General features: G+C 46.3%; 19 protein-coding genes. 13 read left to right on the top strand and 6 right to left on the bottom strand.

What is annotated here, in order from left to right; all coding sequences use genetic code 11:
* Positions 1–243 precede the first annotated feature (243 nt).
* A complete protein-coding gene (locus DVO77_RS06975) occupies positions 244–972 on the top strand; it encodes a DUF599 domain-containing protein (protein ID WP_110458561.1) in 729 nt (242 codons plus the stop codon).
* A 162-nt stretch (positions 973–1,134) separates the two neighbouring features.
* On the opposite strand, the gene DVO77_RS06970 is transcribed toward DVO77_RS06975, so the two are convergent.
* On the bottom strand, positions 1,135–2,427 hold the full coding sequence (locus DVO77_RS06970; RefSeq protein ID WP_119977831.1) for an O-acetylhomoserine aminocarboxypropyltransferase/cysteine synthase family protein: 1,293 nt from the start codon (positions 2,425–2,427) through the stop codon (positions 1,135–1,137).
* A gap of 385 nt (positions 2,428–2,812) precedes the next feature.
* Between DVO77_RS06970 and DVO77_RS06965 the strand changes: the two genes are divergently transcribed.
* The 6 genes from DVO77_RS06965 (at position 2,813) to nqrF (ending at position 8,785) form a co-directional block, all read left to right on the top strand.
* Positions 2,813–4,174: a Na(+)-translocating NADH-quinone reductase subunit A gene (locus tag DVO77_RS06965; RefSeq protein ID WP_119977903.1), complete on the top strand. Its 1,362-nt coding sequence runs from the start codon at positions 2,813–2,815 to the stop codon at positions 4,172–4,174.
* Positions 4,174–5,388 carry an NADH:ubiquinone reductase (Na(+)-transporting) subunit B gene (locus DVO77_RS06960; RefSeq protein ID WP_119977830.1) on the top strand — a complete coding sequence of 405 codons (1,215 nt, stop codon included), beginning with the start codon at positions 4,174–4,176 and terminating at the stop codon, positions 5,386–5,388. The genes DVO77_RS06965 and DVO77_RS06960 overlap by 1 nt, the downstream gene beginning before the upstream one ends.
* 114 nt (positions 5,389–5,502) lie before the next feature.
* The gene (locus DVO77_RS06955; RefSeq protein ID WP_119977829.1) at positions 5,503–6,273 is read left to right on the top strand and encodes a Na(+)-translocating NADH-quinone reductase subunit C; all 771 of its coding nucleotides are present in this window, start codon (positions 5,503–5,505) and stop codon (positions 6,271–6,273) included.
* Between the two features lies 1 nt (position 6,274).
* Positions 6,275–6,898: an NADH:ubiquinone reductase (Na(+)-transporting) subunit D gene (locus tag DVO77_RS06950; protein WP_110458565.1), complete on the top strand. Its 624-nt coding sequence runs from the start codon at positions 6,275–6,277 to the stop codon at positions 6,896–6,898.
* 9 nt (positions 6,899–6,907) lie between these two features.
* Complete coding sequence (gene nqrE, locus DVO77_RS06945) at positions 6,908–7,516, top strand: NADH:ubiquinone reductase (Na(+)-transporting) subunit E (protein WP_119977828.1); 609 nt, start codon at positions 6,908–6,910, stop codon at positions 7,514–7,516.
* A gap of 51 nt (positions 7,517–7,567) precedes the next feature.
* On the top strand, positions 7,568–8,785 hold the full coding sequence (nqrF, locus tag DVO77_RS06940; protein ID WP_119977827.1) for an NADH:ubiquinone reductase (Na(+)-transporting) subunit F: 1,218 nt from the start codon (positions 7,568–7,570) through the stop codon (positions 8,783–8,785).
* Positions 8,786–8,893: 108 nt separating this feature from the next.
* Here the strand turns inward: nqrF and DVO77_RS06935 are convergent, their stop codons facing one another.
* A complete protein-coding gene (locus DVO77_RS06935) occupies positions 8,894–9,244 on the bottom strand; it encodes a putative quinol monooxygenase (RefSeq protein ID WP_119977826.1) in 351 nt (116 codons plus the stop codon).
* 153 nt (positions 9,245–9,397) lie between these two features.
* On the opposite strand from DVO77_RS06935, the gene DVO77_RS06930 reads away from it, so the two are divergent.
* The 3 genes from DVO77_RS06930 (at position 9,398) to DVO77_RS06920 (ending at position 11,576) form a co-directional block, all read left to right on the top strand.
* Complete coding sequence (locus DVO77_RS06930) at positions 9,398–9,988, top strand: Crp/Fnr family transcriptional regulator (RefSeq protein ID WP_249038127.1); 591 nt, start codon at positions 9,398–9,400, stop codon at positions 9,986–9,988.
* 271 nt (positions 9,989–10,259) lie between these two features.
* Entirely contained in the window at positions 10,260–10,763 is a 504-nt protein-coding gene (locus DVO77_RS06925) for a YgjV family protein (protein WP_119977824.1), read from the top strand.
* A gap of 69 nt (positions 10,764–10,832) precedes the next feature.
* A complete protein-coding gene (locus DVO77_RS06920; protein ID WP_119977902.1) occupies positions 10,833–11,576 on the top strand; it encodes a pseudouridine synthase in 744 nt (247 codons plus the stop codon).
* An 82-nt stretch (positions 11,577–11,658) separates the two neighbouring features.
* Here the strand turns inward: DVO77_RS06920 and DVO77_RS06915 are convergent, their stop codons facing one another.
* Positions 11,659–13,005 carry a DUF3300 domain-containing protein gene (locus DVO77_RS06915; RefSeq protein WP_249038126.1) on the bottom strand — a complete coding sequence of 449 codons (1,347 nt, stop codon included), beginning with the start codon at positions 13,003–13,005 and terminating at the stop codon, positions 11,659–11,661.
* 750 nt (positions 13,006–13,755) lie between these two features.
* On the opposite strand from DVO77_RS06915, the gene DVO77_RS06910 reads away from it, so the two are divergent.
* On the top strand, positions 13,756–15,312 hold the full coding sequence (locus DVO77_RS06910; RefSeq protein ID WP_119977823.1) for a methyl-accepting chemotaxis protein: 1,557 nt from the start codon (positions 13,756–13,758) through the stop codon (positions 15,310–15,312).
* Positions 15,313–15,794: 482 nt separating this feature from the next.
* Here the strand turns inward: DVO77_RS06910 and DVO77_RS06900 are convergent, their stop codons facing one another.
* From DVO77_RS06900 to DVO77_RS06890, 3 genes are read right to left on the bottom strand one after another with little or no spacing between them, the layout of a single operon-like run.
* Positions 15,795–17,315, bottom strand: a complete 1,521-nt coding sequence (locus DVO77_RS06900) for an ATP-binding protein (protein ID WP_119977822.1) — start codon at positions 17,313–17,315, stop codon at positions 15,795–15,797.
* A gap of 7 nt (positions 17,316–17,322) precedes the next feature.
* Complete coding sequence (locus DVO77_RS06895) at positions 17,323–18,000, bottom strand: response regulator transcription factor (RefSeq protein WP_110458572.1); 678 nt, start codon at positions 17,998–18,000, stop codon at positions 17,323–17,325.
* Between the two features lie 26 nt (positions 18,001–18,026).
* Positions 18,027–18,347 carry a PepSY domain-containing protein gene (locus DVO77_RS06890; protein ID WP_239473330.1) on the bottom strand — a complete coding sequence of 107 codons (321 nt, stop codon included), beginning with the start codon at positions 18,345–18,347 and terminating at the stop codon, positions 18,027–18,029.
* 273 nt (positions 18,348–18,620) lie between these two features.
* Between DVO77_RS06890 and DVO77_RS06885 the strand changes: the two genes are divergently transcribed.
* Together DVO77_RS06885 and DVO77_RS06880 are read left to right on the top strand one after the other, a co-directional pair.
* Positions 18,621–19,625: a choice-of-anchor H family protein gene (locus DVO77_RS06885; protein WP_119977821.1), complete on the top strand. Its 1,005-nt coding sequence runs from the start codon at positions 18,621–18,623 to the stop codon at positions 19,623–19,625.
* Positions 19,626–19,748: 123 nt separating this feature from the next.
* The gene (locus DVO77_RS06880) at positions 19,749–20,486 is read left to right on the top strand and encodes a cytochrome b/b6 domain-containing protein (RefSeq protein WP_119977820.1); all 738 of its coding nucleotides are present in this window, start codon (positions 19,749–19,751) and stop codon (positions 20,484–20,486) included.
* The last annotated feature ends 146 nt before the right edge of the window (positions 20,487–20,632 follow it).

Here is a 20,632-nt window from a genome sequence, read left to right as displayed (position 1 = left end):
TGTTTATTAGTCGTTATTACTAGGTCAGGATTCTACAACTCATTAAATTAAAAAACAATTATTTAACAGGTGTTTCAGTGTTTGGTATGAAGTGTTTTACCAGAGGGTGGATAAAGGCTGAGCGAGTGGGATTGTCGCCTCTTTGCAATACTAATGGCATATGATTTAATGAGTTGTCGTCGCAGGTATGCTGTGACGAGGCCAGCACTCGGTGGACGTGTGCGTTAAGGACAATTAACTGTGATGACCTATTATCTGTTCGACATGATTGCCGCGCTCTGCTTTTTTAGTTGTTGGGCGGGCTATAGCCGATTTGCACGCATTAAGGCTAAAACAAGTAATTGTATCGCTAAATGCATGCATCAACATCGTATTCATTGGATGAACCAGTTAGTGGGCCGTGAGGTGAGGGTGGCAGAGGCGGCATTACTGGCCAATTTAGAGCGTAATATTACCTTTTTTGCCTCGACCACTATGCTGGTTCTTGCCGGTGTGCTTACCCTATTTGCCCAAGTGGAGCGCTTAGAATCGGTGATCGCATCGATTCCCTTAACGGCGCCGCCCGAACACTTGCTGATCCAATTGAAGCTGACGTTATTGGCATTTATTTTTGTGATGGCTTTTTTTCAGTTTACCTGGTCGATGCGCCAATATGGCTTTTTAAACGTGATGATTGGGGCTACGCCAGTGGATAAAAGTGGTACTAATAAACCGCTGCAAGACTATGCGTTGCAGATGGCTAGAGTACAAGACCGCGCCGCGCACGCCTATAACTACGGTTTGCGTTCCTACTATTTTGCCATGGCCGTGTTATGTGGCTTCTTTCATCCCTTGCTGTTTATTGCTGCCAGTGTGGTGGTGGTGTATACCCTCTACCGTCGCGAGTTTAAATCTAAGGCGGTCGTGGCGATCACCGCGGGCATGCAGATCCTCGATGCCGAGCAGCTTGCTCAAGATAAATCACGCGCTTAACCCTGCATGGGGGAACAAAAAATGGCTCACGATTAAGCGTCGTCAGCCATTTTTGATCTGTGTAGCTATTTAGGTTGATTTAACTACTTCGATTGACATCACTACTTAGATTAGTCAAGTGATACTAGCGTTCACACGCCAGCTTAAGCCCCGCACCGTCACTTAGTGACTGGCCTTTTCCAGTGCCTGTGCTACATCTGCAATAATGTCATCAATATGCTCTATGCCCACCGAGATACGTACCAAGTCCTCTGATACCCCAGCTTTAGCCAGTTCGATGGCGTCAAGCTGTCTGTGTGTGGTGGTGGCGGGATGACAAGCTAAGGATTTCGCATCGCCAATATTAACCAAACGTAAGATCATCTGCAGCGCGTCGATAAAGCGCCCGCCTGCGGCCTTAGCTTCCTCTGGCGATGGCGCTTTAATGCCAAAGCTGATTATGCCCGAAGCCTTGCCGCCAGTGATCTTATTGCAGTTATCGCGATAGGGGCTCTCCTCCAATGCACCATAATTGACCCAAGCTATCTGCGGATGCTGACTGAGATATTGCGCTAAGGTCAGTGCGTTGCTGCAATGGCGTTCCATTCGCAGTGCTAAGGTTTCAAGCCCTTGCAATAGTAAGAAGGCACTTTGCGGGGCAAGCGCCGCGCCAGTATTTCTCAGTGGCACCACGCGGCATCGGCCAATAAAGGCGGCAGGGCCAAAGGCCTCGGTATAGACAACGCCATGATAAGAGGGATCGGGTTCGTTGAGCACGGCAAAGCGTTTGGGTTGCGCTGCCCAGTCAAATTTACCCGAGTCGATAATGGCACCGCCAACTGTGGTGCCGTGGCCACCAATGTATTTGGTGAGTGAATGCACCACAATATCGGCGCCAAATTCAAACGGGCGACACAACACAGGTGTTGCCACTGTATTGTCGACGATCAGTGGCACGCCATATTTATGGGCGATTTCAGCTAAACGTTCAATATCGACAATATTACCGGCCGGATTACCAATCGATTCGCAAAATAACGCCTTGGTATTGTCGTCGATGAGCGCTGCTAAGCCGTCAAAGTCATCAAATGCCGCCATGCGAACTTCAACCCCTTGGCGCGGCAGTGTGTGGGCAAACAGATTATAGGTGCCGCCATAGAGTTGGCTGGTGCTGACAATGTTGTCGCCTACCTGTGTTAAGGCTTGGATGGCATAGGTGATGGCGGCCATCCCCGAAGCTACAGCAAGGGCACCAATGCCCCCCTCGATTGCCGCTAAGCGCTGCTCTAACACGTTGGTGGTAGGGTTCATAATGCGGGTGTAGATGTTGCCGGCCACTTTTAAGTCAAATAGGTCGGCACCATGCTGGGTGTCATCAAAGGTATAGGAGGTGGTTTGGTAGATGGGGACGGCGGCCGCTTTGGTGGTCGCTTCCGACTCATATCCATGGTGCAGTGCTAATGATTCGAGTTTCATCTTATGGGGTTCCTGTTCCTTTGAGTGAATGATGAACATAGCACTTGGCCGTCTGGATGTCTAAATGTTTTTTTAGGGCATATTGTCTGGGTCATCAGTAAGCTGACTTTCATGGTGAGATATCGCGTAACGGCTCAACAGTTGGGCTTGTGGGCCCTTTGTAGGCCAGCTCCTAGTACTAAAGATGGTTTTTATTGTTATAAAACTACATTGTTGGGTCAGAGTGTCGATGTAGAGTCCATTTTCAATGATCAATGTCACATTGTCGGGTAAAGCTGCGTTGCTTAGTTACCAAATGGTGTCGGAGTGTGACTTTACTATCGGTATTTTAGTTAACAATCATTTACTATTGCGTATCCCAAAATTTTAATGGTTGATGTTTGCGATGGCAGGTTTCTCAGACAAGATTAAGATAATCAAAAAGGGCTTAGATGTGCCTATCGCCGGTGAGCCAAGGCAAGAGATTGAAACAGCGGCGTTTCCTAGTCGAGTAGCGTTACTGGGCGAAGAATATGTAGGATTAAAACCCACATTACTGGTTGAGGTTGGCGATAGCGTTAAGCAAGGCCAGCCGCTGTTTGAAGACAAAACAACCCCCGGCGTGTTATTTACGGCGCCCGCTAGCGGCGTGGTAGTCGAAATTAATCGTGGCGAACGTCGTCGCCTGCAATCTGTTGTGATTGCGGTTGAAGGAGATGACAAGCTTACGTTTGAATCTTTCAGCGATTTGAGCCAATTAAGCCGCGAGGCCGTGCAGCGCAACCTCGTCAAGAGTGGTTTGTGGACGGCGCTCAGAACGCGTCCCTTTTCTCGCATTCCCCAGCTCGATAGCCAACCGACGGCCATTTTTGTCAATGCTATGGATACTAATCCGTTGGCGGCCGATCCGCGCATTATCATTGCCGAGCAGCCACAAGCGTTTGCCGCAGGTTTAACTGTGCTGGGCTATTTAACCGATGGCCCGATACATCTGTGCCACGATGCTGGTGAGGCTCTACCAGGTGCTGAACTACCCAAAGTGATCAGTCACCGCTTTGCCGGAGTACATCCTGCAGGCCTAGTGGGTACTCACATTCACTTTATTCAACCCGCGAGCATCGAAAGGCCGGTATGGCACTTGGGTTACCAAGATGTGATTGCCTACGGCAAGCTGTTTTTAACGGGCGAGCTATACACCAGTCGTGTGGTTGCTCTTGGCGGCCCAATGGTGGCCAATCCGCGTTTGCTACGCACTCAGATGGGCGCTCAGTTAAGTCAGCTTGTGCTAGATGAAATGAAGCCAGGTAACAACCGGGTGGTGTCAGGCTCTATTCTTGCTGGGCACACAGCCGATGGTCCTCACGATTACCTTGGACGTTTCCACCAACAAATTTCTATTTTGGCTGAAGATGATGGCAACCAGCTGCTGCCATGGGTACGCGGTGGCTCAGATAAGTTCTCAATCACTCGTGCGGTGACGTCACGCTTTAAAGGTGCTAAGCGGTTGTTTAATTTAACCACCCAGGCGGGCGGTTCGCATCGCGCCATGATGGCATTTGGTCAACTCGATCGCGTTATGCCGTTGGATATTTTACCCACGCTACTGATGCGAGATCTTGTGGTGCGTGACACCGACGAAGCGCAGTTGCTTGGAGCGTTAGAGCTCGATGAAGAAGATTTGGCGTTGTGTACATTTGTCTGCCCAGGCAAATATGATTTTGGCCAAGAGCTGCGCATCTGCCTAGATATTATTGAGAGGGAAGGGTAATGAGTAAGCCAAATAACACGCCTGACAAACACACTGATTACTATGCTCATGGCGAGTCAATGCGCAGCTATTTTCGCTCCTTGCTCTATGCCAATGGTCGCAGTACCAAAGGCAAGGTGCATGTGCGTGACGCCATTGATGTTAAGCGTACCATGACGATTGTTGGGCTATGTCTGCTGCCGGCCATCTTAATCGGCGTCTATAACTTGGGCCTACAGGCGCAGCTAGCACTGGCGTCAGGGTTGACTACGCCTGATGTGTGGCAGCTATTGGCCTTTAATGCCGTCACCGGTGGGCTCACTGAGCAATCTGGGCTGTTAAGTCGCTTTGCTTATGGCCTGAGTTTCTATGTGCCTATCTATTTGACCGCCTTGTCGGTTAGCCTCTTTTGGGAGGTGGTGTTCGCCAAGGTGCGTCGCCAAGAACTGCACGAAGGTTTCTTTGTTACCGCATTGCTATTTACCTTAATCATTCCGGTGTCGACTCCTTTATGGATTGTGGCTTTGGGCATTACCTTTGGGGTGATCATGGCTAAAGAGGTGTTTGGCGGCATGGGGTATAACTTCCTTAACCCAGCGCTTGCGGGTTACGCCTTTATCTATTTTGCCTATCCTACTCAGGTGGCGCAGTTGTCGCAGTTTGTGGCGGTTGATGGGTTTGCCGGAGCGACAACCTTAACGCAAGTGGCTGCGGGCAAGCTGAGCTTTGTCGATCAGAGCTGGTATCAAGCTTTTAGTGATCCATTATGGTGGGATGCCCTGTTTGGCTTTACGGTGGGCACCATTGCCGAAACCAGCACCTTGGCAATTTTGCTTGGTGGTTTAATGCTGATCTTAACCCGCTTGGCTGATTGGCGCATTGTGGTGGGTGTCATGCTAGGTATGGTATTGACGGCGGTGATGTTTAATCTGATTGGTTCGGATAAAAACGAGATGTTTGCTATGCCGTGGACCTGGCATCTAGTGACTGGCGGTTTTGCGCTGGGGATGATGTTTATGGCGACCGATCCTGTGACCACAGCTTACACCCGTCAGGGCAAGTTCTTTTACGGTTTGATGATTGGCTTTATGACAGTGCTCATTCGAGTGCTTAACCTCAAAATGCCAGAGGGCATTATGCTGGCTATCCTGTTTGCCAATCTGTGGGCACCCTTATTCGACTATGTCGTTGCCCGTAGCAATATGAAGCGGAGGCTAAAACGTAATGCCGCATAAATCACAGCAGATGTTACAAGTGCAGACGGCCAATTTATGGTCATCGATCATCGCATCGTTTTTATTTCGACTGTCCAGTCGCGATTCGCGCGTCGATATGGGAGATAAATCCTAATGGCATTTAAGAAAGACACCGTCGTGGGGACCATGATTTTCACTATCATTCTCTGCCTCTCTTGTTCATTTATGATCACAGGTACCGCCGAGATCCTTAAAGAGCGTAAATTGGCCAAAAAACGTGACGAGTTAAAGCGTTATGTGCTGATGGCGGCCGATGTGGATATCTCTGGTGAACAAGATTTTCGACAAATTTTTGCTAAGTCAGTCACCCCGTTATTGGTTGAACTCGATACCGGTGAGGTTGATACCAGCAGCGATGTACTCGACTTTGATGAGCGTATGGCGGCGATTAACCCCGAGACCTCGAGTAAGCCTAAAAAAGACACCGCCAAAATCAAAAGCCGCGCCGACAAAGCGCGGGTATTTAAAGTGTTTAATGACAATGGTGAGCTGCGCGCCGTGGTACTGCCTATCTACGGTAAAGGGCTGTGGTCGATGATTTATGGCTATGTGGCGGTTAAACCCAATTTCAATACCATCGAGAATGTGGTGTTTTACGAACATGGTGAAACCCCAGGTATTGGTGATTTCCTCAATGATACCGCCTGGACCGATACTTTTAAGGGGAAGCAACTGTTTAACGAACAAGGCAAGGTTGCGTTCAAAGTGGTGAAAGGCGGCGCTAAGCCGGGCGACCTACATGGCGTCGATGCCATCAGTGGCGCCACTATGACCGGACGTGGCGTACAGCGTGCTATTGAGTTCTGGTTTGGCAATGAAGGTTTTGAGACCTTCCTAAACAAGCTAAAAGCATCGGAGGTTTAACATGAGTAAGAGCATGACAGCGACTCGGGAGCTATTAACCAGTCCTATTTTTGCTAACAACCCCGTTGCGATGCAGGTGCTGGGTGTCTGTTCGGCGCTGGCAGTGAGTAATTCAATGCAAACGGCATTGGTGATGACACTGGCGGTGACCTTTGTATTGGTGTTTTCTAACCTGATCATCTCCACCATTCGCAACTTTATACCTAACAGTGTGCGGATCATTGCGCAGATGACGGTTATCGCGTCATTGGTGATTATCGTCGACATGATTTTGCAAGATATCGCCTATGAGCTGTCGCGTCAGTTGTCGGTATTTGTGGGGCTTATCATCACTAACTGCATCATCATGGGGCGGGCTGAAGCCTTTGCGATGAAGATGCCGCCACATTTAGCCGTAGTCGATGCCTTAGGCAACGCCATAGGTTATGGCGTTATCTTGTTAGGCGTTGCCTTTGTGCGTGAGTTACTGGGCAGCGGCACCCTGTTTGGTCATGAAATATTTACCACTATCGAAAACGGTGGCTGGTATCTGGCCAACGAGATGTTCAAGTTACCACCAAGCGCCTTCTTCTTGATTGGCTTGATGATTTGGACCATCAATGTTGCACAGCGTAAGCGAGGGTAAGGAACGGATATGGAACACTATATTAATCTTTTTGTTCAAGCGGCCTTTATCGACAACATGGCACTGTCATTTTTCTTGGGCATGTGTACCTTCCTTGCGGTATCGAAAAAAGTTTCGACCTCTTTTGGTTTAGGTGTTGCGGTGATCGTGGTGATGATGTTAGCCGTGCCGTTAAATCAGCTAATTTATGTCAATGTGTTAGCCCCTGGTGCGCTGGCTTGGGCCGGCTACCCTGAACTGGATCTGAGCTACCTGCAGCTGATCACTTTTATTGGCGTGATCGCTGCCTTAGTGCAGATTTTAGAGATGTTCTTAGATAAATATATTCCGAGTCTTTATCAAAGTTTAGGGATTTTCTTGCCGTTGCTAACGGTCAACTGCGCCATTTTTGCTGGGGTGATTTTTATGGCCAACCGCGATTATAACTTTGTTGAATCGGCGGTGTTTGCTGCTGGCTCAGGTTTTGGTTGGGCGGTGGCGATTGTGATGTTGGCAGGCCTGCGTGAGCGGATGAAGTTTCATGCTATTCCCGCGGGACTTCAGGGCGTAGGGATCACCTTTATTACCACTGGGCTGATGGCGTTAGGCTTTATGTCGTTCTCTGGGATTTCGTTTTAAATGGTGGCTTGTCCCATTTAAATCAGATGCATTATACAAAAGGGTTTTGAGATGGAAATGGCAATAGGCATAGGCATGTTCACCATAGTGGTGTGTGTGCTGGTTATGGTGATACTGCTCGCCAAAAGCAAATTAGTCATCAATGGTGATGTAAAAATCAATATTAACGATGACGAGGAAAAAAGCGTTATCACAGCTGCTGGCGGCAAATTGCTCGGGGCACTTGCGAGTAAAAATATCTTTATTCCTTCGGCCTGTGGCGGTGGTGGCACTTGTGGTCAATGCCGAGTTACCGTTAAATCGGGTGGCGGTGATATTTTACCGACAGAACTCGATCATATTAATAAGAAAGAGGCCAAAGCGGGATGTCGCTTGGCTTGCCAAGTGGCGGTTAAAACCGACATGGAGCTAGAGATCGAAGAGGAGATCTTCGGGGTTAAGAAGTGGCAATGTGAGGTGATCTCCAATAACAATCAGGCCACCTTTATTAAAGAGTTACTGCTTAAATTACCTGAAGGCGAGGACGTTAAGTTTAAGGCGGGTGGTTATATTCAGATTGAAGCGCCCGCGCATCAAGTTAAATACAGTGATTTCGATATTCCAGCGCAGTACCGTGATGATTGGGAAAAGTATGGTTTATTTGACCTAGTATCGACTGTAGATGAAGAGGTTTTACGCGCCTATTCGATGGCCAATTATCCAGATGAGAAAGGCCTTATCATGCTTAACGTGCGTATTGCAACGCCGCCAGCCCCCGGTTTGCCACCGGGTAAAATGTCGTCGTACATTTTTAACCTCAAAGCGGGCGATAAGGTGACTATTTCGGGCCCCTTTGGTGAGTTCTTCGTCAAAGATACCGACGCTGAAATGGTGTTTATTGGCGGTGGTGCAGGGATGGCGCCGATGCGGTCACACATTTTTAACCAGCTTAAAGGTGAAAAGACCAAACGTAAGATGACCTTCTGGTATGGCGCGCGTTCACGGCGCGAAATCTTCTACAAAGAAGATTTTGATACCCTAGCGGCGAAAAATGACAATTTTGAATGGCATGTGGCTCTGTCCGATCCGCTCCCTGAAGATAATTGGGACGGTTACACAGGCTTTATTCACAATGTACTTTATGAAAATTATCTTAAAGATCATAAGGCGCCAGAGGATTGTGAGTTTTATATGTGTGGCCCTCCAATCATGAACTCATCAGTCATCAACATGCTTGAGAGCCTAGGGGTTGAGCAAGAAAACATCTTACTCGATGATTTTGGTGATTAGTTATTATCGGCACTGAGTGTGTCGAGGTCATTATAAAAACGCAGCCAACGGCTGCGTTTTTATTGCTTTAGGGTACTGACTGAGGCCGGTTCGATTGGATTTACTCAGTTAACTAAATACTGGCGCATCGTAATCGTAGCCTTCATCGCTGTAAGCGGTCACGATGGCATCGTCAACTAAGCCGTCAGCTGCGGCCACTTGGGTATCAAAAAAGTGCTGTATCTGCTTACGTCGTCCATGAGCGGCCCAACTTTCGCCATCGGCCCAGATCTCATTAAACATGATGGGATAGTCAGTGCGGGTGGCACTCGGATGGTCGATTTGACGGGTCAAGATGTATTGAATACAGCCTTGTTCACGCAGCGCATCGGGCTCTAACGCTTTCAGCACGTCAAACAGTTGTGCCTCTTTACCTACCTTTGGACGAAATTGAGCAATAACAAAAACACGTGATGACATAAGTGTGGCCTTTTCCTTGGTAAAAGCTAGAGTGTAAATCAAGAGTGTAAACCAAGATTGGTCAGTGCTCTAGGATTGATATATTGGCCATAAACATAAGCAGTGATAGAGTTTACGCTTTAACACAGCGACTCCCTCGAGGATTAAAGTATTATGTCAGTGTGTCAATTAGCGGATTTTACGCTCTATCTAAAACAGCTAGGGCTAGACGACAGTTTAATGGCAACTGCTACTGGGCAGGCGACATTGCTACGACTGGATGCTGGCGAGGTACTGTTACATCAAGGACGTCGGCAAAAATTTGCCTATTTTATTAGTGCGGGGCTACTCAAAGCCTGCCATTACAACGACAATGGCGCGCCCCTGGTCAAAGAGTTTTATTTTGAGCAGGAGTTGTGTTTCTTATATAGCAGTTGGTTAACAGGCGAGGTGGCGCAGTACCAGATTGAGGTGATGCAAGAAGCCAATGTTGTCAGGCTGCCATTAGCGCTGCTTGATGATCGTCGTTGGCATAAGGTCAAAATCAACTTACTGAGTCAACAACTGATCTATAAAGAGCAGAAAGAAGCCTTCTTATTACTGCATACACCTGAGCAGCGCTATCTCCACCTGCTTAAACATAGGCCTATGTGGGTTGATAGACTCAATAATCAGCAACTGGCTTATTATATCGGTATTAGCCCTGTGAGTTTGTCTCGACTAAAAGCTCGGCTTGCTAATGACCTCTATGTCGCCGCTCGCTAACTCGCACGTCTGCGCCGTTATGGTGTTTGTCCTGTAACAGGAAGTGGCTGGCGGTTGACAATCAGGGGCGGCGGTGCTCAGTAAAATCAAATTCCATTCAATCAATTCTATCTCAATCATATACCAATCAGCTATTTACCGTTAAAAATGGCAATGATCTGGCGCAATTAACTTAAGTTAATGCTTAGGGGGTGTGTGAGCATCATACTTTTACCACTTCTCTTATCATTGTCTCAACTGAAATGAGAGCAATGTTTTTAACAGGTGGTTTATGTCAGTATTTATGGTGTCGCAATTGCTTATTGGTATTGCAATTATCTTTGATCTTGCCTCATTTCAATTTAAACAAAAGCACCATATTGTTGCATGTCTAGCGGTGTCGGGTGTACTCATTAGCAGCCACTTTGCCCTACTGCAACAGTGGACTGCAGCAGGCTTAATGCTAGTGGCTGCGATACGCTATGTTGTCACTATCTTTAGCCACTCAAAGTTATTGATGTCGCTATTCTTGGCCATTAGCAGCCTTATTACCTTAGTCACCTTTGCTGGCCCAGTTAGCCTGATTAGTTTTGCTGGCAGTGCCACGCAAACTGTCGCGGCATTTAGCCAAAGCGATCAACGTTTACGGCAACTGATGATAATCGGTACTAGCCTCTGGTTGCTTAACAATATTCTAGTGGGTTCACCAACGGCAGTATTGATGGAGGTACTGTTTATTGGCAGCAACTTGGTTGGCTATTATCGTTTTTATGGCACGCGGATAGCGCTAGATTAATGCTTGGATATCTGATCAACAATACTCATAATGCAGAGCTTAATGACCCAAGGCAGAGTGGCAGGATTAATGCGATTAGACAAATTTGTGTGCAAGAGTACAAGGCTTGATCGCCAACAAGCTGCATTGGTTATCGCTGCAGGTGATGTCACTGTCAATGGCAATACGATTGTTGATGCCAACATACAGGTGCATGAGAGTAATTGTATTAAGCTAGAGGGCGCGCGACTCGTATTGAGACCTTTTCGCTATCTGCTGTTCAATAAGCCGATTGACACACTTTGTTCTAATGTTGATGGCGATTATCCCTCCATTTTTAATTTAATCGATGTCCCTAACCCTCATGAGCTGCATATTGCTGGCAGACTCGATGCCGACACCACAGGATTGGTGCTGATCACCGATGATGGCCGCTGGTCGTTTAATGTTTTTAATCCTAAGTATCAGTGCCAAAAAGTGTACCGGGTCACGTTGAGGGATAGTATTGAAGGTGAGCGAAGTGGCGAACTTGATAGACAGTTGATGATTCGGTTTAAGCAGGGGTTAGCGTTACCCGGTGAGGCTAAGCCCACCTTGCCCGCCAAACTTCAATACGTCAGTGAGCATGAGGTGCTGCTGACGATTAGTGAAGGGCGTTATCATCAGGTCAAACGTATGTTTGCGCTGGTTGGCAATCGCGTCAATGCTCTTCACCGAGAGCGTGTGGGTGAGATCCAATGTGATGTTGCTTGTGGGACATGGCGCTACTTGAGTGCTGAAGAGGTGCAAGGGTTTGGTTTTTCACCACTAAGTGAGTTGGATACCAGAGCATGAGAGACGCTTTAGATGCGTTCAGCTTTGATAACGCTCGGCTCAAAGGGGTTATTTGAGCCAAGCTGCAGCGCTTAGTGGGTACTTAGTTGTCGCGCAGTTTAGGGCGGGAGTGTTGACTTGTTTGTGATGAGCGCCCCTGAGCCGACTGAGTTCGCTGCGGGCTTTTAGCTTGTTGCTGGCGATGCGGTTGCTGACTTTGTTGCCGCTGATGGCCCTTCTCCCGCTGAAGGCTCCTATCGCGTTGAGGACTCTTTACCTGCAGATGGCTTCTATCGCGTTGAGGACTCTTTACCTGCAGATGGCTCTGTTTAGTACGCTGCTTATCGCTTTTATACTGACTCTGATTGTCGCTGCGATAGTTACTATTGTGCTTATTTTGTTTGCTGAATGGCTGAGCGGTATTCGCTTTACTCCTTTCTGTTTTGGTCAGTTTCTGGCTGAAACTTTGTTCACGGCTCTGCTTCACCTGAGCTGTGCTGTAGTGCTTAGATTGTACCCTGTTAGCGCGGCGCTCAACATTTCTTAGTTGCTTAGCTTGCAGTGTACTTGGTCTATGGCTGTTATAACGCTGCTTTACCTGAGTAGAGCGATAGGCGACCCCTCGTCTGTGATGCGGTTTATGTCTCCAGCGCTGCGCCCCACTATTTGAGACGATACGGGCTCGTGGACGATAGTGATGAGAATGACGATGATGGGTCACCACTATGTGACGGTCATGCCAACGAAATGCGCTAAAGAAATAGTTAAAGCTAATGTGTATGCCACTTTGCCAATAAAAATGACCCGCAACATAGCTAGGGTAATGAGCAGCGTAACGTGGTGGATAAACCCAGTAGATGGGTGGGTAATTATGCCAACGCCAAGTGCCGTAGACCACCCGAGTGTCATAAACTGGCACATAAATTACCTGTGGCTGTACAGGCTCGATAATAATCTGCTGCTTCACCTTAGTGATTTTCATATTATCCATGGCATTAAAACTGTCAGCTTCTTCGGCTTGATGACGTAAAAGCTGAATGCTAGCAAGTACTTGTTGTTCATCTTGTAAAAAGGCATCGCCAAGCTTTTGAGTCCAGTCTAAGTCATCGCTGAGCTTTTCAAGCACCGCAGGAAATGCGACTAAGGCGATAACGCTTGGATCCCAGTCTTGCTTTTCAGCACGATTTACTGCCTGGTTGGCCTCGAGTTTTTGATGTTGAGCACGCCAGCGGTTAGCCTGCACCACCTCTAATGGGTACGTTGATGCGATTAAAATATGAGTGAGTAAACTGTCGGGATATAAGGCGATAGGAGCCAAGATTTGCGCCAGTTCAGCATCGCTGATTGAGTTCTCTAGCGATGATGTTTGTGCCGCGCTTAGCGAGGCGCTAAACAGTGACGACGATAAGGTGACAAGCATGATGACAAGCCAAATTTTTATGCTGTTCATATCGACTCCAATTCATATTGAGTAGGTGATTTATCTCGATAGTAGAAGAATGAAGATGAACATAAGCTGAAAGCGTAAGTCCTGCTGGGTATTTATAGTCAATGGTTCTGACGTAGTTTAGATACATCATTGATGCTTTAAATGAAGCTATCGATAGAGAGGAATGACGACATCTACCCCTTTAGTCGAAAATGTTAATAGCTAATCTTTTGTACTAGCGGCTTGATCTGTGTTGACGATGAAAAAGCAATCGAACATGAGGAAAAATTGATGTTACTACTTCATTTTTACGCATTTTGTGTCGTTATATGCAGGAGCAATGAGAAAACCTATGTACGTCTTTTGCATCATATGTGGATTAAATGTGGCTGAATGCGCTGTGTTGGCTTAAACATAGATACAGTGTTATTTAACTATATGATCATACCTAGTGTTAACGATTCAGTTTGGATCTAGTGATATATAATTTAAATTATTTATCATTTATAACTCACACTCATTGGTATACATGTGTTGCTTAGCTGTAATGTTTTGGCGAATTTTTAAACCAGGAGAGGGTGTTAATTGAGCACTCTGGTTTTTGATTGTGCAAATATATTATGTGGCTTATTTATTGAACGAAGTGGAGCATCTTGTTATTAATTTCGCTATATAGTAAAGCGATTAATTATAATTTATGATGAGATTCCATAATAATTAGAATAAATGCTTCATACATAAAATCACTCAAAGGGACAGTTGAGAATATCAATGAAAAATATTCGCTATACAACCAATAATGAACGTAAGTTTAGTGACAGTAGGAAACTTGTTAGCGTCACCGATTTACAAGGAAATATTCAAGACTGTAATGACGACTTTGTTGAAATTAGTGGCTATGCTAAAGATGAACTGCTTGGACAACCCCATAACATAGTGCGTCACCCAGATATGCCAGCTGAGGCATTTAAAGTAATGTGGTGGCATTTGAAGCAGGGAAAGCCTTGGATGGGCTTAGTTAAGAATCGCTGTAAAAATGGTGATTTTTATTGGGTTGATGCTTATGTTACTCCCATAACCGATAAAGGTCAGATAGTGGGGTATGAATCGGTAAGATCTTGTCCAAGAAGGGCGGATGTTACTCGAACCGAAAAGTTATATACCCAAATTAATAAAGGTAAAACACCCTCTAATTTAACCTCTCTTTCTGCAGAAAATCTATTTTTAATCATCGCCTCTATTATTCTTGTTATTTTATTTTTAACTGCTGGCTGGTCCTTTATTCAAATTCCTCTGTTATGCACGGCTTTAATTTACGGGGCTTGGATGAAGTACAGCAAAAATACCACGATTAATCATTTGAACGTCATGCTAAAAAATAGTTTTTCGCATCCACTCGCTGCGCAAACCTACTCAGATTCAACTGGTACTATTGGTTTAGTCAAGGTGGCTATTTTGAGCCAAATTGCACATTTAGGTACAGTGATCGCCCGAATTGAAACGGCCGCCTTAAGAGTCGCTACAGAGTCGGACAGGGGATTCCAACTAACGGTTAAAACCGCGCAAGAGATAGAGAAGCAACAGGCTGAAACGCTTCAGGTGGCTACCGCAATGAATCAAATGGCCACCACTATTACCGAAGTGTCGCGGCACGTTTCAGATACCGCAAGCCATGCTGGTATTGCCAATGACTTGGCCGTGAATGGTAATAAAGTCGCTGAGATAACCCATCAATCTATTCAAAAGCTTAATGAAACGGTGTCAGACATTAGTGTCTCCGTTAGTCAGTTGTCCGATCAGACCACGTTAATCGCTAAAGCCGCGCAACATATCGAGCAGATAGCCGACCAGACCAATTTGTTGGCACTGAATGCAGCCATTGAGGCGGCGCGGGCTGGAGAGCAAGGTCGAGGCTTTGCTGTGGTGGCTGATGAAGTCAGAAATTTGGCCAAGCGCACGCAAGAATCGACGCGTGATATTTACGCGATTGTGCATGAGCTAACGGCCAGCGCCGAAGTCGCGGTCAATACCGCTAAATTGGGCACCGATGCGGCAGAAGAAGGGTTAGAGCGAGTGCAAGAAAGCAGCACCATGCTCAATGGTATTTTCGATGCGCTGGGTCAGATAACGAATATGTCGACTCAGATGGCGGCTGCCGTAGAAGAGCAGGCGCATGTTGCTGAAGATATTAATCGTCAAGTTGTTAATATTTCAGAATTGGCTTCGGAATGCTCCGAGAGCTCTAACGAAACCACGGCGTCGATGACCTTAGTTAAGTCGATATCTGATGAATTACATGAATTAGTCGTGCGGTTTAAGCCTCATTAATCCCCCTCATCAAGACGTAGGCTCATTATCGTGCAATACCTCTATGGCGGTGTTAAGTCATAGAGGTATTAATAATTTGATGTGGGTTTAACGCTTTAAACTTGCGCTGAAGGTCGTCGTATCTTCGTTGTTTAAGCCTCATCTAACGCCTAGGGCCTGTTGATCTTTCAAGGTTGTTTTTACAGCGAATTGTAGGGTATTTATACAAGGCAGAAGCTTTGTAGTGTTTGTAGTGTAGTTATTCTACATAAAAAGCTGAGAACGCAGTAGAAATACCCAACAAACGCAGCCCAAAGGGTTCGGTTAAAAACGTTTTACTCTTTGTTAAGTGAATTTTGCTTAGATGACTAGGCTGCAATCCGCTCGCCTTGATTAACACGTTTTTATCTCGAACAAAACTCAATCAGCAAAGATCAACAGGCCCTAGTGACGACCTGATGTGTTGCAGTCGTTCCGTTACTTCCTGCTAAGCGGCTTATCTATTACGCAGCTTGATTAAAGCTGACTTCGAAGCATGCGCCGCCAAGGTGTGACGAGGAACTAATGGTCAAATGGCCCTGATAGCTATCGACTAAGTCACGGACAATCGCTAGCCCAATGCCGTGGCCTTGTTCATAGGTATCGACCCGCTTGCCTCGCTCAAATATGGCATCACGTTGCTGCTCACTGATTCCCTTGCCGTCATCTTCAATGATAAAGCGTAGCGTCGCCTCTTGTTGAACGACCGACAATCTCACCTGTGAGATTGCAGCCTTGCAGGCGTTATCGAGCAGGTTACCGAGTAACTCAGTTAAGTCACTCTGATCGCCATAAAAAATGCAGTTTGGCTCGGGAGATTTGGCATACTTTATATCAATAGTAGGGTGAATTTTACTTAAGGTGCGCAGTAACTTATCGGACACCTCAAGCACCTTAATACCAAGATGCCAGGCATTGCCCGCAGCACTTTGCGCGCGCTTAAGTTGATGACTAATCGTGCGGTTAATGTGACTTATCTGTTCAATGGAGGTAGGGCTTAACTCTTTTTGGCTTTGTATTACCGCCAGCGGCGTTTTTAGGCTGTGCGCTAAATCCGATAATGCATTGCGATAGCGGCTACGTTGGTGTTGCTCAGTACTTAGCAGGGTATTGAGCTGTTTGGCAACGGCTTGTAGTTCTGTTGGGTATTGGCCCGTTAGTTGATAAGAGTTCCCTTGTTGCACCGCTTGTAACTCTTGCTTAAAGCGGGCCAATGGCTTAAGTGTCCAACTGAGCCAAGCTAACTGTATCGCGACTACCACTAGCATTAGAATAAATAGCCAACTCCATAGGTGTTGACTAAAAGCCTGTTGTTGCTCGCTGATGCTGGCAAAGTCTTTGATAATATGCACTGTGATGGCTTGTAGCTGATTACTCGCTGCGGTCAACTCATCATTCGAGGTCGTTGAGCTTGGGGCGAAACGTACACTAAAACTGTAAATGAGGTAGGGCTCACCATCGAGGTTTATTTCACTAAAACTCCCCTTGCCAACATTGGGGTAAGGCAGTGTCGTGGGCAGTGGTTGCCCCAGAAACGAATTAGATGACCACAATATTTGGGTTGTTGATACCATGCTCGGTTGCACGGTTGGTGTGACTGGGGTGATTTGCGCATTTTGGTGTTGTTGGGTGCTGGTTAACCCAGAAATGTTGGGCGCTGAAATATCATTGTTCTGTGGTTGGGGTAACACTTGCTTGGAGATCAGAGCATATAATCCAGAGCCGATAACATTAAATTGGTTTTCGAGTAGGCGTTCAGGCATAAATAGCTCGCCTTGTTCCATTTCTGTTACCGCCAGTACCGAATAGAGATAGGCGCTGAGCTGATCTTGAGTGTTGCTTAATACCTGTTGTTTAAAGGCGTTGTTTAGGGCGATGCCAATGCTGGGCAATAACAGGACGATTAGCAGCAGGGCACTTAATATCAAGCGAATACGAAGAGAGTTAAATATGCTTGGCGAAGCGTTTGGCTTACTGCTTTTCATGGCGCACCTAATCTTGCAGCTGGCGCAAGCGATAACCCTGGCCACGCAGGGTTTCAATTAGTCCATATTGACCATCAGGATCGAGTTTTTTACGTAGCCGGCGGATAAAAACTTCGATGACATTGGAGTCTAAATCAAAGTCTTGATCGTAAATATGCTCAATTAATACCGTCTTAGATTTTACCTCGCCAATATGCAGCATAAAGTATTCAAATAGCTTGTATTCTGAGCCGCTTAAATTAATGGGTTGTTCACCAACTTTGATGTCGTGACTACTCGTATTTAGGCTGAAGGGCCCATTTTGAATGAGTGGGCTCGATTTACCCGCCGAGCGGCGAATCAGCGCGTTAAGGCGCGCAACTAACTCCTCTGGATGAAACGGTTTCGTTAAGTAGTCATCTGCGCCAGCATCGAGCCCCTCAACCTTATCTTGCCAGCTGTCTCGCGCCGTTAAAATCAGCACAGGATACTCAACGCCACTGGCGCGAAGCTGGGTTATCAAGGCGATGCCGTCGAGTTTAGGCAGGCCTACATCAATTATCGCCGCATCATAGGGATATTCTTGACCTTGAAATAACCCCTCTTCACCATCGCTGGCCACATCTAAGGTGTAATGGGCATCGATTAAGTGCTGTTTTAAATTGGCTTGTAGGGCTAAATCGTCTTCGACCAGTAGTAAGCGCATTGGGAGCTCCTTATGCTGTCCTGTGGCTAACGCCTGAACATCTGCCCGGTAACGGCATCAATTGAGACATAAAACACCACACCGTCGGCGCTGAGCAGTTTAGCGCGATACCCTGAATTACCATTGACCTTAGTTGATTGCATGCTCAGTATTTTGCCACCGTATTGGCTTTTTACCATTTGGGTCGCTTGTTGGCGGTTTTTGACACGCAGTGGCTGCGGGACGCTTTTTTCTGCGGCCAGCATCATACTGCTACTGGACAATATCGATAAGCCAAGGCTCGATGCTTGCGCTAATGGGGGCAAACATAAACACACACCGACCATCAAAATGACTGCAATTTTCATCAACTGTACTCTTATTGCTGTTATCGACCCAGTGTAAAAGATCCGCTAAAAATAAGAAACATATCAAGGTGCTTCAATCTAGCTTGAGCTGGTCAATATGGATAAGCATCACGCGGTTACCGTGAACATTATTGCGAGCTGAATATGAATGCTCGCTGAATGTCACTTAAATGATATCTCGTTGAATATCTGTATTTTAGCATTCAGCTTATGTTCATTTTCAATGGGATTAAATGCCCCTATGCAATTGAACCGATTTAAGGTGATGGAATTATGGTTACATTAACAAATATGAATGCAGCCTGGCAGGTGGTGCATGTAACGAGACGGTTTAATATTAAAGTGGCGATGGGCAGCGCCTTGATGTTGTCGAGATTAATATTACCGCGAATGATGTATGCAGCGATGGCGTTACCTCGACTGATGATAAAGCGGAGCTTTGCGATGAATATATTACTAGCTGTGAGCTTGTTGGTAGCCGTTACAGGCAGTGCTGCTGCGAGTAGTGAGATGAGAGACTCAGGCAATTTACTGCAGATCAGCGCGGTATCGGTTAGCGTCAAGCAACAGGGGCAAGCATTGCCCCCCGTATTGGGTCACCGCGGCCAAGCAATGAATGCGGCGCAGCTTGAGGGGGCCAATAGACTCAAACACATCCCCGTGGTGAAGACCCCGCGAAAAACCCGTGAGCAAGTCATTGCCGATAAGCAAATTAATGTCGATACCCGCAGCGGATTGCGCTCTAGTGCCGCCCGTTTGAATGCGGCCATCTATTATGAATTTGCTATCTATGATGCCAGTACGCGCCTGTTTGAGGATATTGATTACGATGGTTTTTATCGAACCTTTAGCGTGACATTTGATGCCGATGTGCACAGTAGTAACCTTAATCAATATGCCGATGTGTATGCCATGTTGTATTTGAGCCGAAATGGCGGGCCCTGGGAGCTGTACCACACCACTGAGATCTTCACTATTTTTGATGATGTCAGTAATGACGATTTTGAAGTATTGACCACATTGCATTCGGGGTACCCAACGGACCATTACGATGTGTTAATTGACCTTTATGAGGTTGGCTACAGTGATATTGTGGCCACCATCAGTAGCGATGATCTCGATGAACTTTATGGCTTACCGTTAGAAAGTGCCGACCGCGACTTTTATGCAGATGAAGGCACCGAAGTGATAGTTGGTGGTGCGATATCTATGTTTGCTATGTTGTTTTTATGGGTGTTTGCAATCATCAGACGGGTTGTTTCAACGCCTAGCCAGTAACAGGTATAGATTGGAGATGTAGCAATGTCGTTCGTTTTTAAAGGGTAAATGGTATTTCACAAAAATCTTCCTATTTAGGCGTATATTAGGGGGTAGGATATTTTTGTATGCTGGGGGGAAGGTATGGATCAGGTGCAACAAGTCAGTAGTGAACAAGTGAAAGTTTATCGTGTTTGGGATAAACCTACACGGCTGTTTCATTGGATAAATGTATTGTGTGTAATGGGGCTGGTTTTTATTGGTGCCATTATGATGTTTAAAGGCGATTTGGGAATTAGTGGTTTAGAGGCCAAGGTTAAGCTTAAGCAGCTTCATGTGACTGTCGGCTATCTATTTGCGCTTAATTTAGCCGTGAGATTAGTTTGGGGCATCATTGGCTCAAACAGTGCCCGTTTATCTAAAATGCTACCCAGTTTGTCCGCAATATCTGCTTATAACGCTAAGCTAAAAGAGGGGGCATCACCTCAGTACCTACATCATAACCCCGTTGGTAATTTAGCGGTTTTTGCCATGATGATTCTGATGGTCACTATTATGTGTACTGGTCTTATTCGTGCAGGAACCGATATTTATTATCCTCCACTCGGGGGACTAGTCAGTGACTATATTGCTCAGAGTGGTGTCGATGGTTCTTCATTAAAGGCTTATGATGAGACAGGTGTCGACCAACAAAAATTGGCACAGATAAAACCGTTTAAGTCCCTGGCAGGCGAAGTGCATGTTTATAGCGTTTACTTACTTATTTTTATGATATTGCTGCATATTGCAGGGGTTATCGTCGCAGAACTTAAGCACCAACCTGGTTTAGTTTCGGCAATGATATCGGGTAAAAAGTGGTTGAATCGACCACCAGAAGACTAGCAATGCTTGAGCTTTTTATCATTAAAGTCAAACCAAAGGCTGGTGTGTTAATTAATGTATTGGGCACAGTGCAGGGTGTGTCCAATTTTTTATGCTGTGATTTAACCTAAATGAGTACGGTGCAAATAGCACTTGAGTGCGTTAAA

This window comes from Shewanella algidipiscicola (assembly GCF_003605125.1).
GTDB classification, from domain to species: Bacteria; Pseudomonadota; Gammaproteobacteria; order Enterobacterales; family Shewanellaceae; genus Shewanella; species Shewanella algidipiscicola.
The sequence above is the reverse complement of the archived record's forward strand: the minus strand, read 5'-3'. Positions and strand labels throughout refer to the sequence as shown.

Excerpts from the sequence above, each read along its gene's own strand:
- DVO77_RS06965 (WP_119977903.1), top strand. The coding sequence starts at position 2,813 with ATGGCAGGTTTCTCAGACAAGATTAAGATAATCAAAAAGGGCTTAGAT.
- DVO77_RS06885 (WP_119977821.1), top strand. The coding sequence starts at position 18,621 with ATGGTTACATTAACAAATATGAATGCAGCCTGGCAGGTGGTGCATGTA.
- DVO77_RS06960 (WP_119977830.1), top strand. The coding sequence starts at position 4,174 with ATGAGTAAGCCAAATAACACGCCTGACAAACACACTGATTACTATGCT.
- DVO77_RS06950 (WP_110458565.1), top strand. The coding sequence starts at position 6,275 with ATGAGTAAGAGCATGACAGCGACTCGGGAGCTATTAACCAGTCCTATT.
- DVO77_RS06900 (WP_119977822.1), bottom strand. The coding sequence starts at position 17,315 with ATGAAAAGCAGTAAGCCAAACGCTTCGCCAAGCATATTTAACTCTCTT.
- DVO77_RS06915 (WP_249038126.1), bottom strand. The coding sequence starts at position 13,005 with ATGAACAGCATAAAAATTTGGCTTGTCATCATGCTTGTCACCTTATCG.
- DVO77_RS06910 (WP_119977823.1), top strand. The coding sequence starts at position 13,756 with ATGAAAAATATTCGCTATACAACCAATAATGAACGTAAGTTTAGTGAC.
- DVO77_RS06975 (WP_110458561.1), top strand. The coding sequence starts at position 244 with ATGACCTATTATCTGTTCGACATGATTGCCGCGCTCTGCTTTTTTAGT.
- DVO77_RS06955 (WP_119977829.1), top strand. The coding sequence starts at position 5,503 with ATGGCATTTAAGAAAGACACCGTCGTGGGGACCATGATTTTCACTATC.
- DVO77_RS06970 (WP_119977831.1), bottom strand. The coding sequence starts at position 2,427 with ATGAAACTCGAATCATTAGCACTGCACCATGGATATGAGTCGGAAGCG.
- DVO77_RS06930 (WP_249038127.1), top strand. The coding sequence starts at position 9,398 with ATGTCAGTGTGTCAATTAGCGGATTTTACGCTCTATCTAAAACAGCTA.
- nqrF (WP_119977827.1), top strand. The coding sequence starts at position 7,568 with ATGGAAATGGCAATAGGCATAGGCATGTTCACCATAGTGGTGTGTGTG.
- DVO77_RS06890 (WP_239473330.1), bottom strand. The coding sequence starts at position 18,347 with ATGAAAATTGCAGTCATTTTGATGGTCGGTGTGTGTTTATGTTTGCCC.
- nqrE (WP_119977828.1), top strand. The coding sequence starts at position 6,908 with ATGGAACACTATATTAATCTTTTTGTTCAAGCGGCCTTTATCGACAAC.
- DVO77_RS06880 (WP_119977820.1), top strand. The coding sequence starts at position 19,749 with ATGGATCAGGTGCAACAAGTCAGTAGTGAACAAGTGAAAGTTTATCGT.
- DVO77_RS06925 (WP_119977824.1), top strand. The coding sequence starts at position 10,260 with ATGTCAGTATTTATGGTGTCGCAATTGCTTATTGGTATTGCAATTATC.
- DVO77_RS06895 (WP_110458572.1), bottom strand. The coding sequence starts at position 18,000 with ATGCGCTTACTACTGGTCGAAGACGATTTAGCCCTACAAGCCAATTTA.
- DVO77_RS06935 (WP_119977826.1), bottom strand. The coding sequence starts at position 9,244 with ATGTCATCACGTGTTTTTGTTATTGCTCAATTTCGTCCAAAGGTAGGT.
- DVO77_RS06920 (WP_119977902.1), top strand. The coding sequence starts at position 10,833 with ATGCGATTAGACAAATTTGTGTGCAAGAGTACAAGGCTTGATCGCCAA.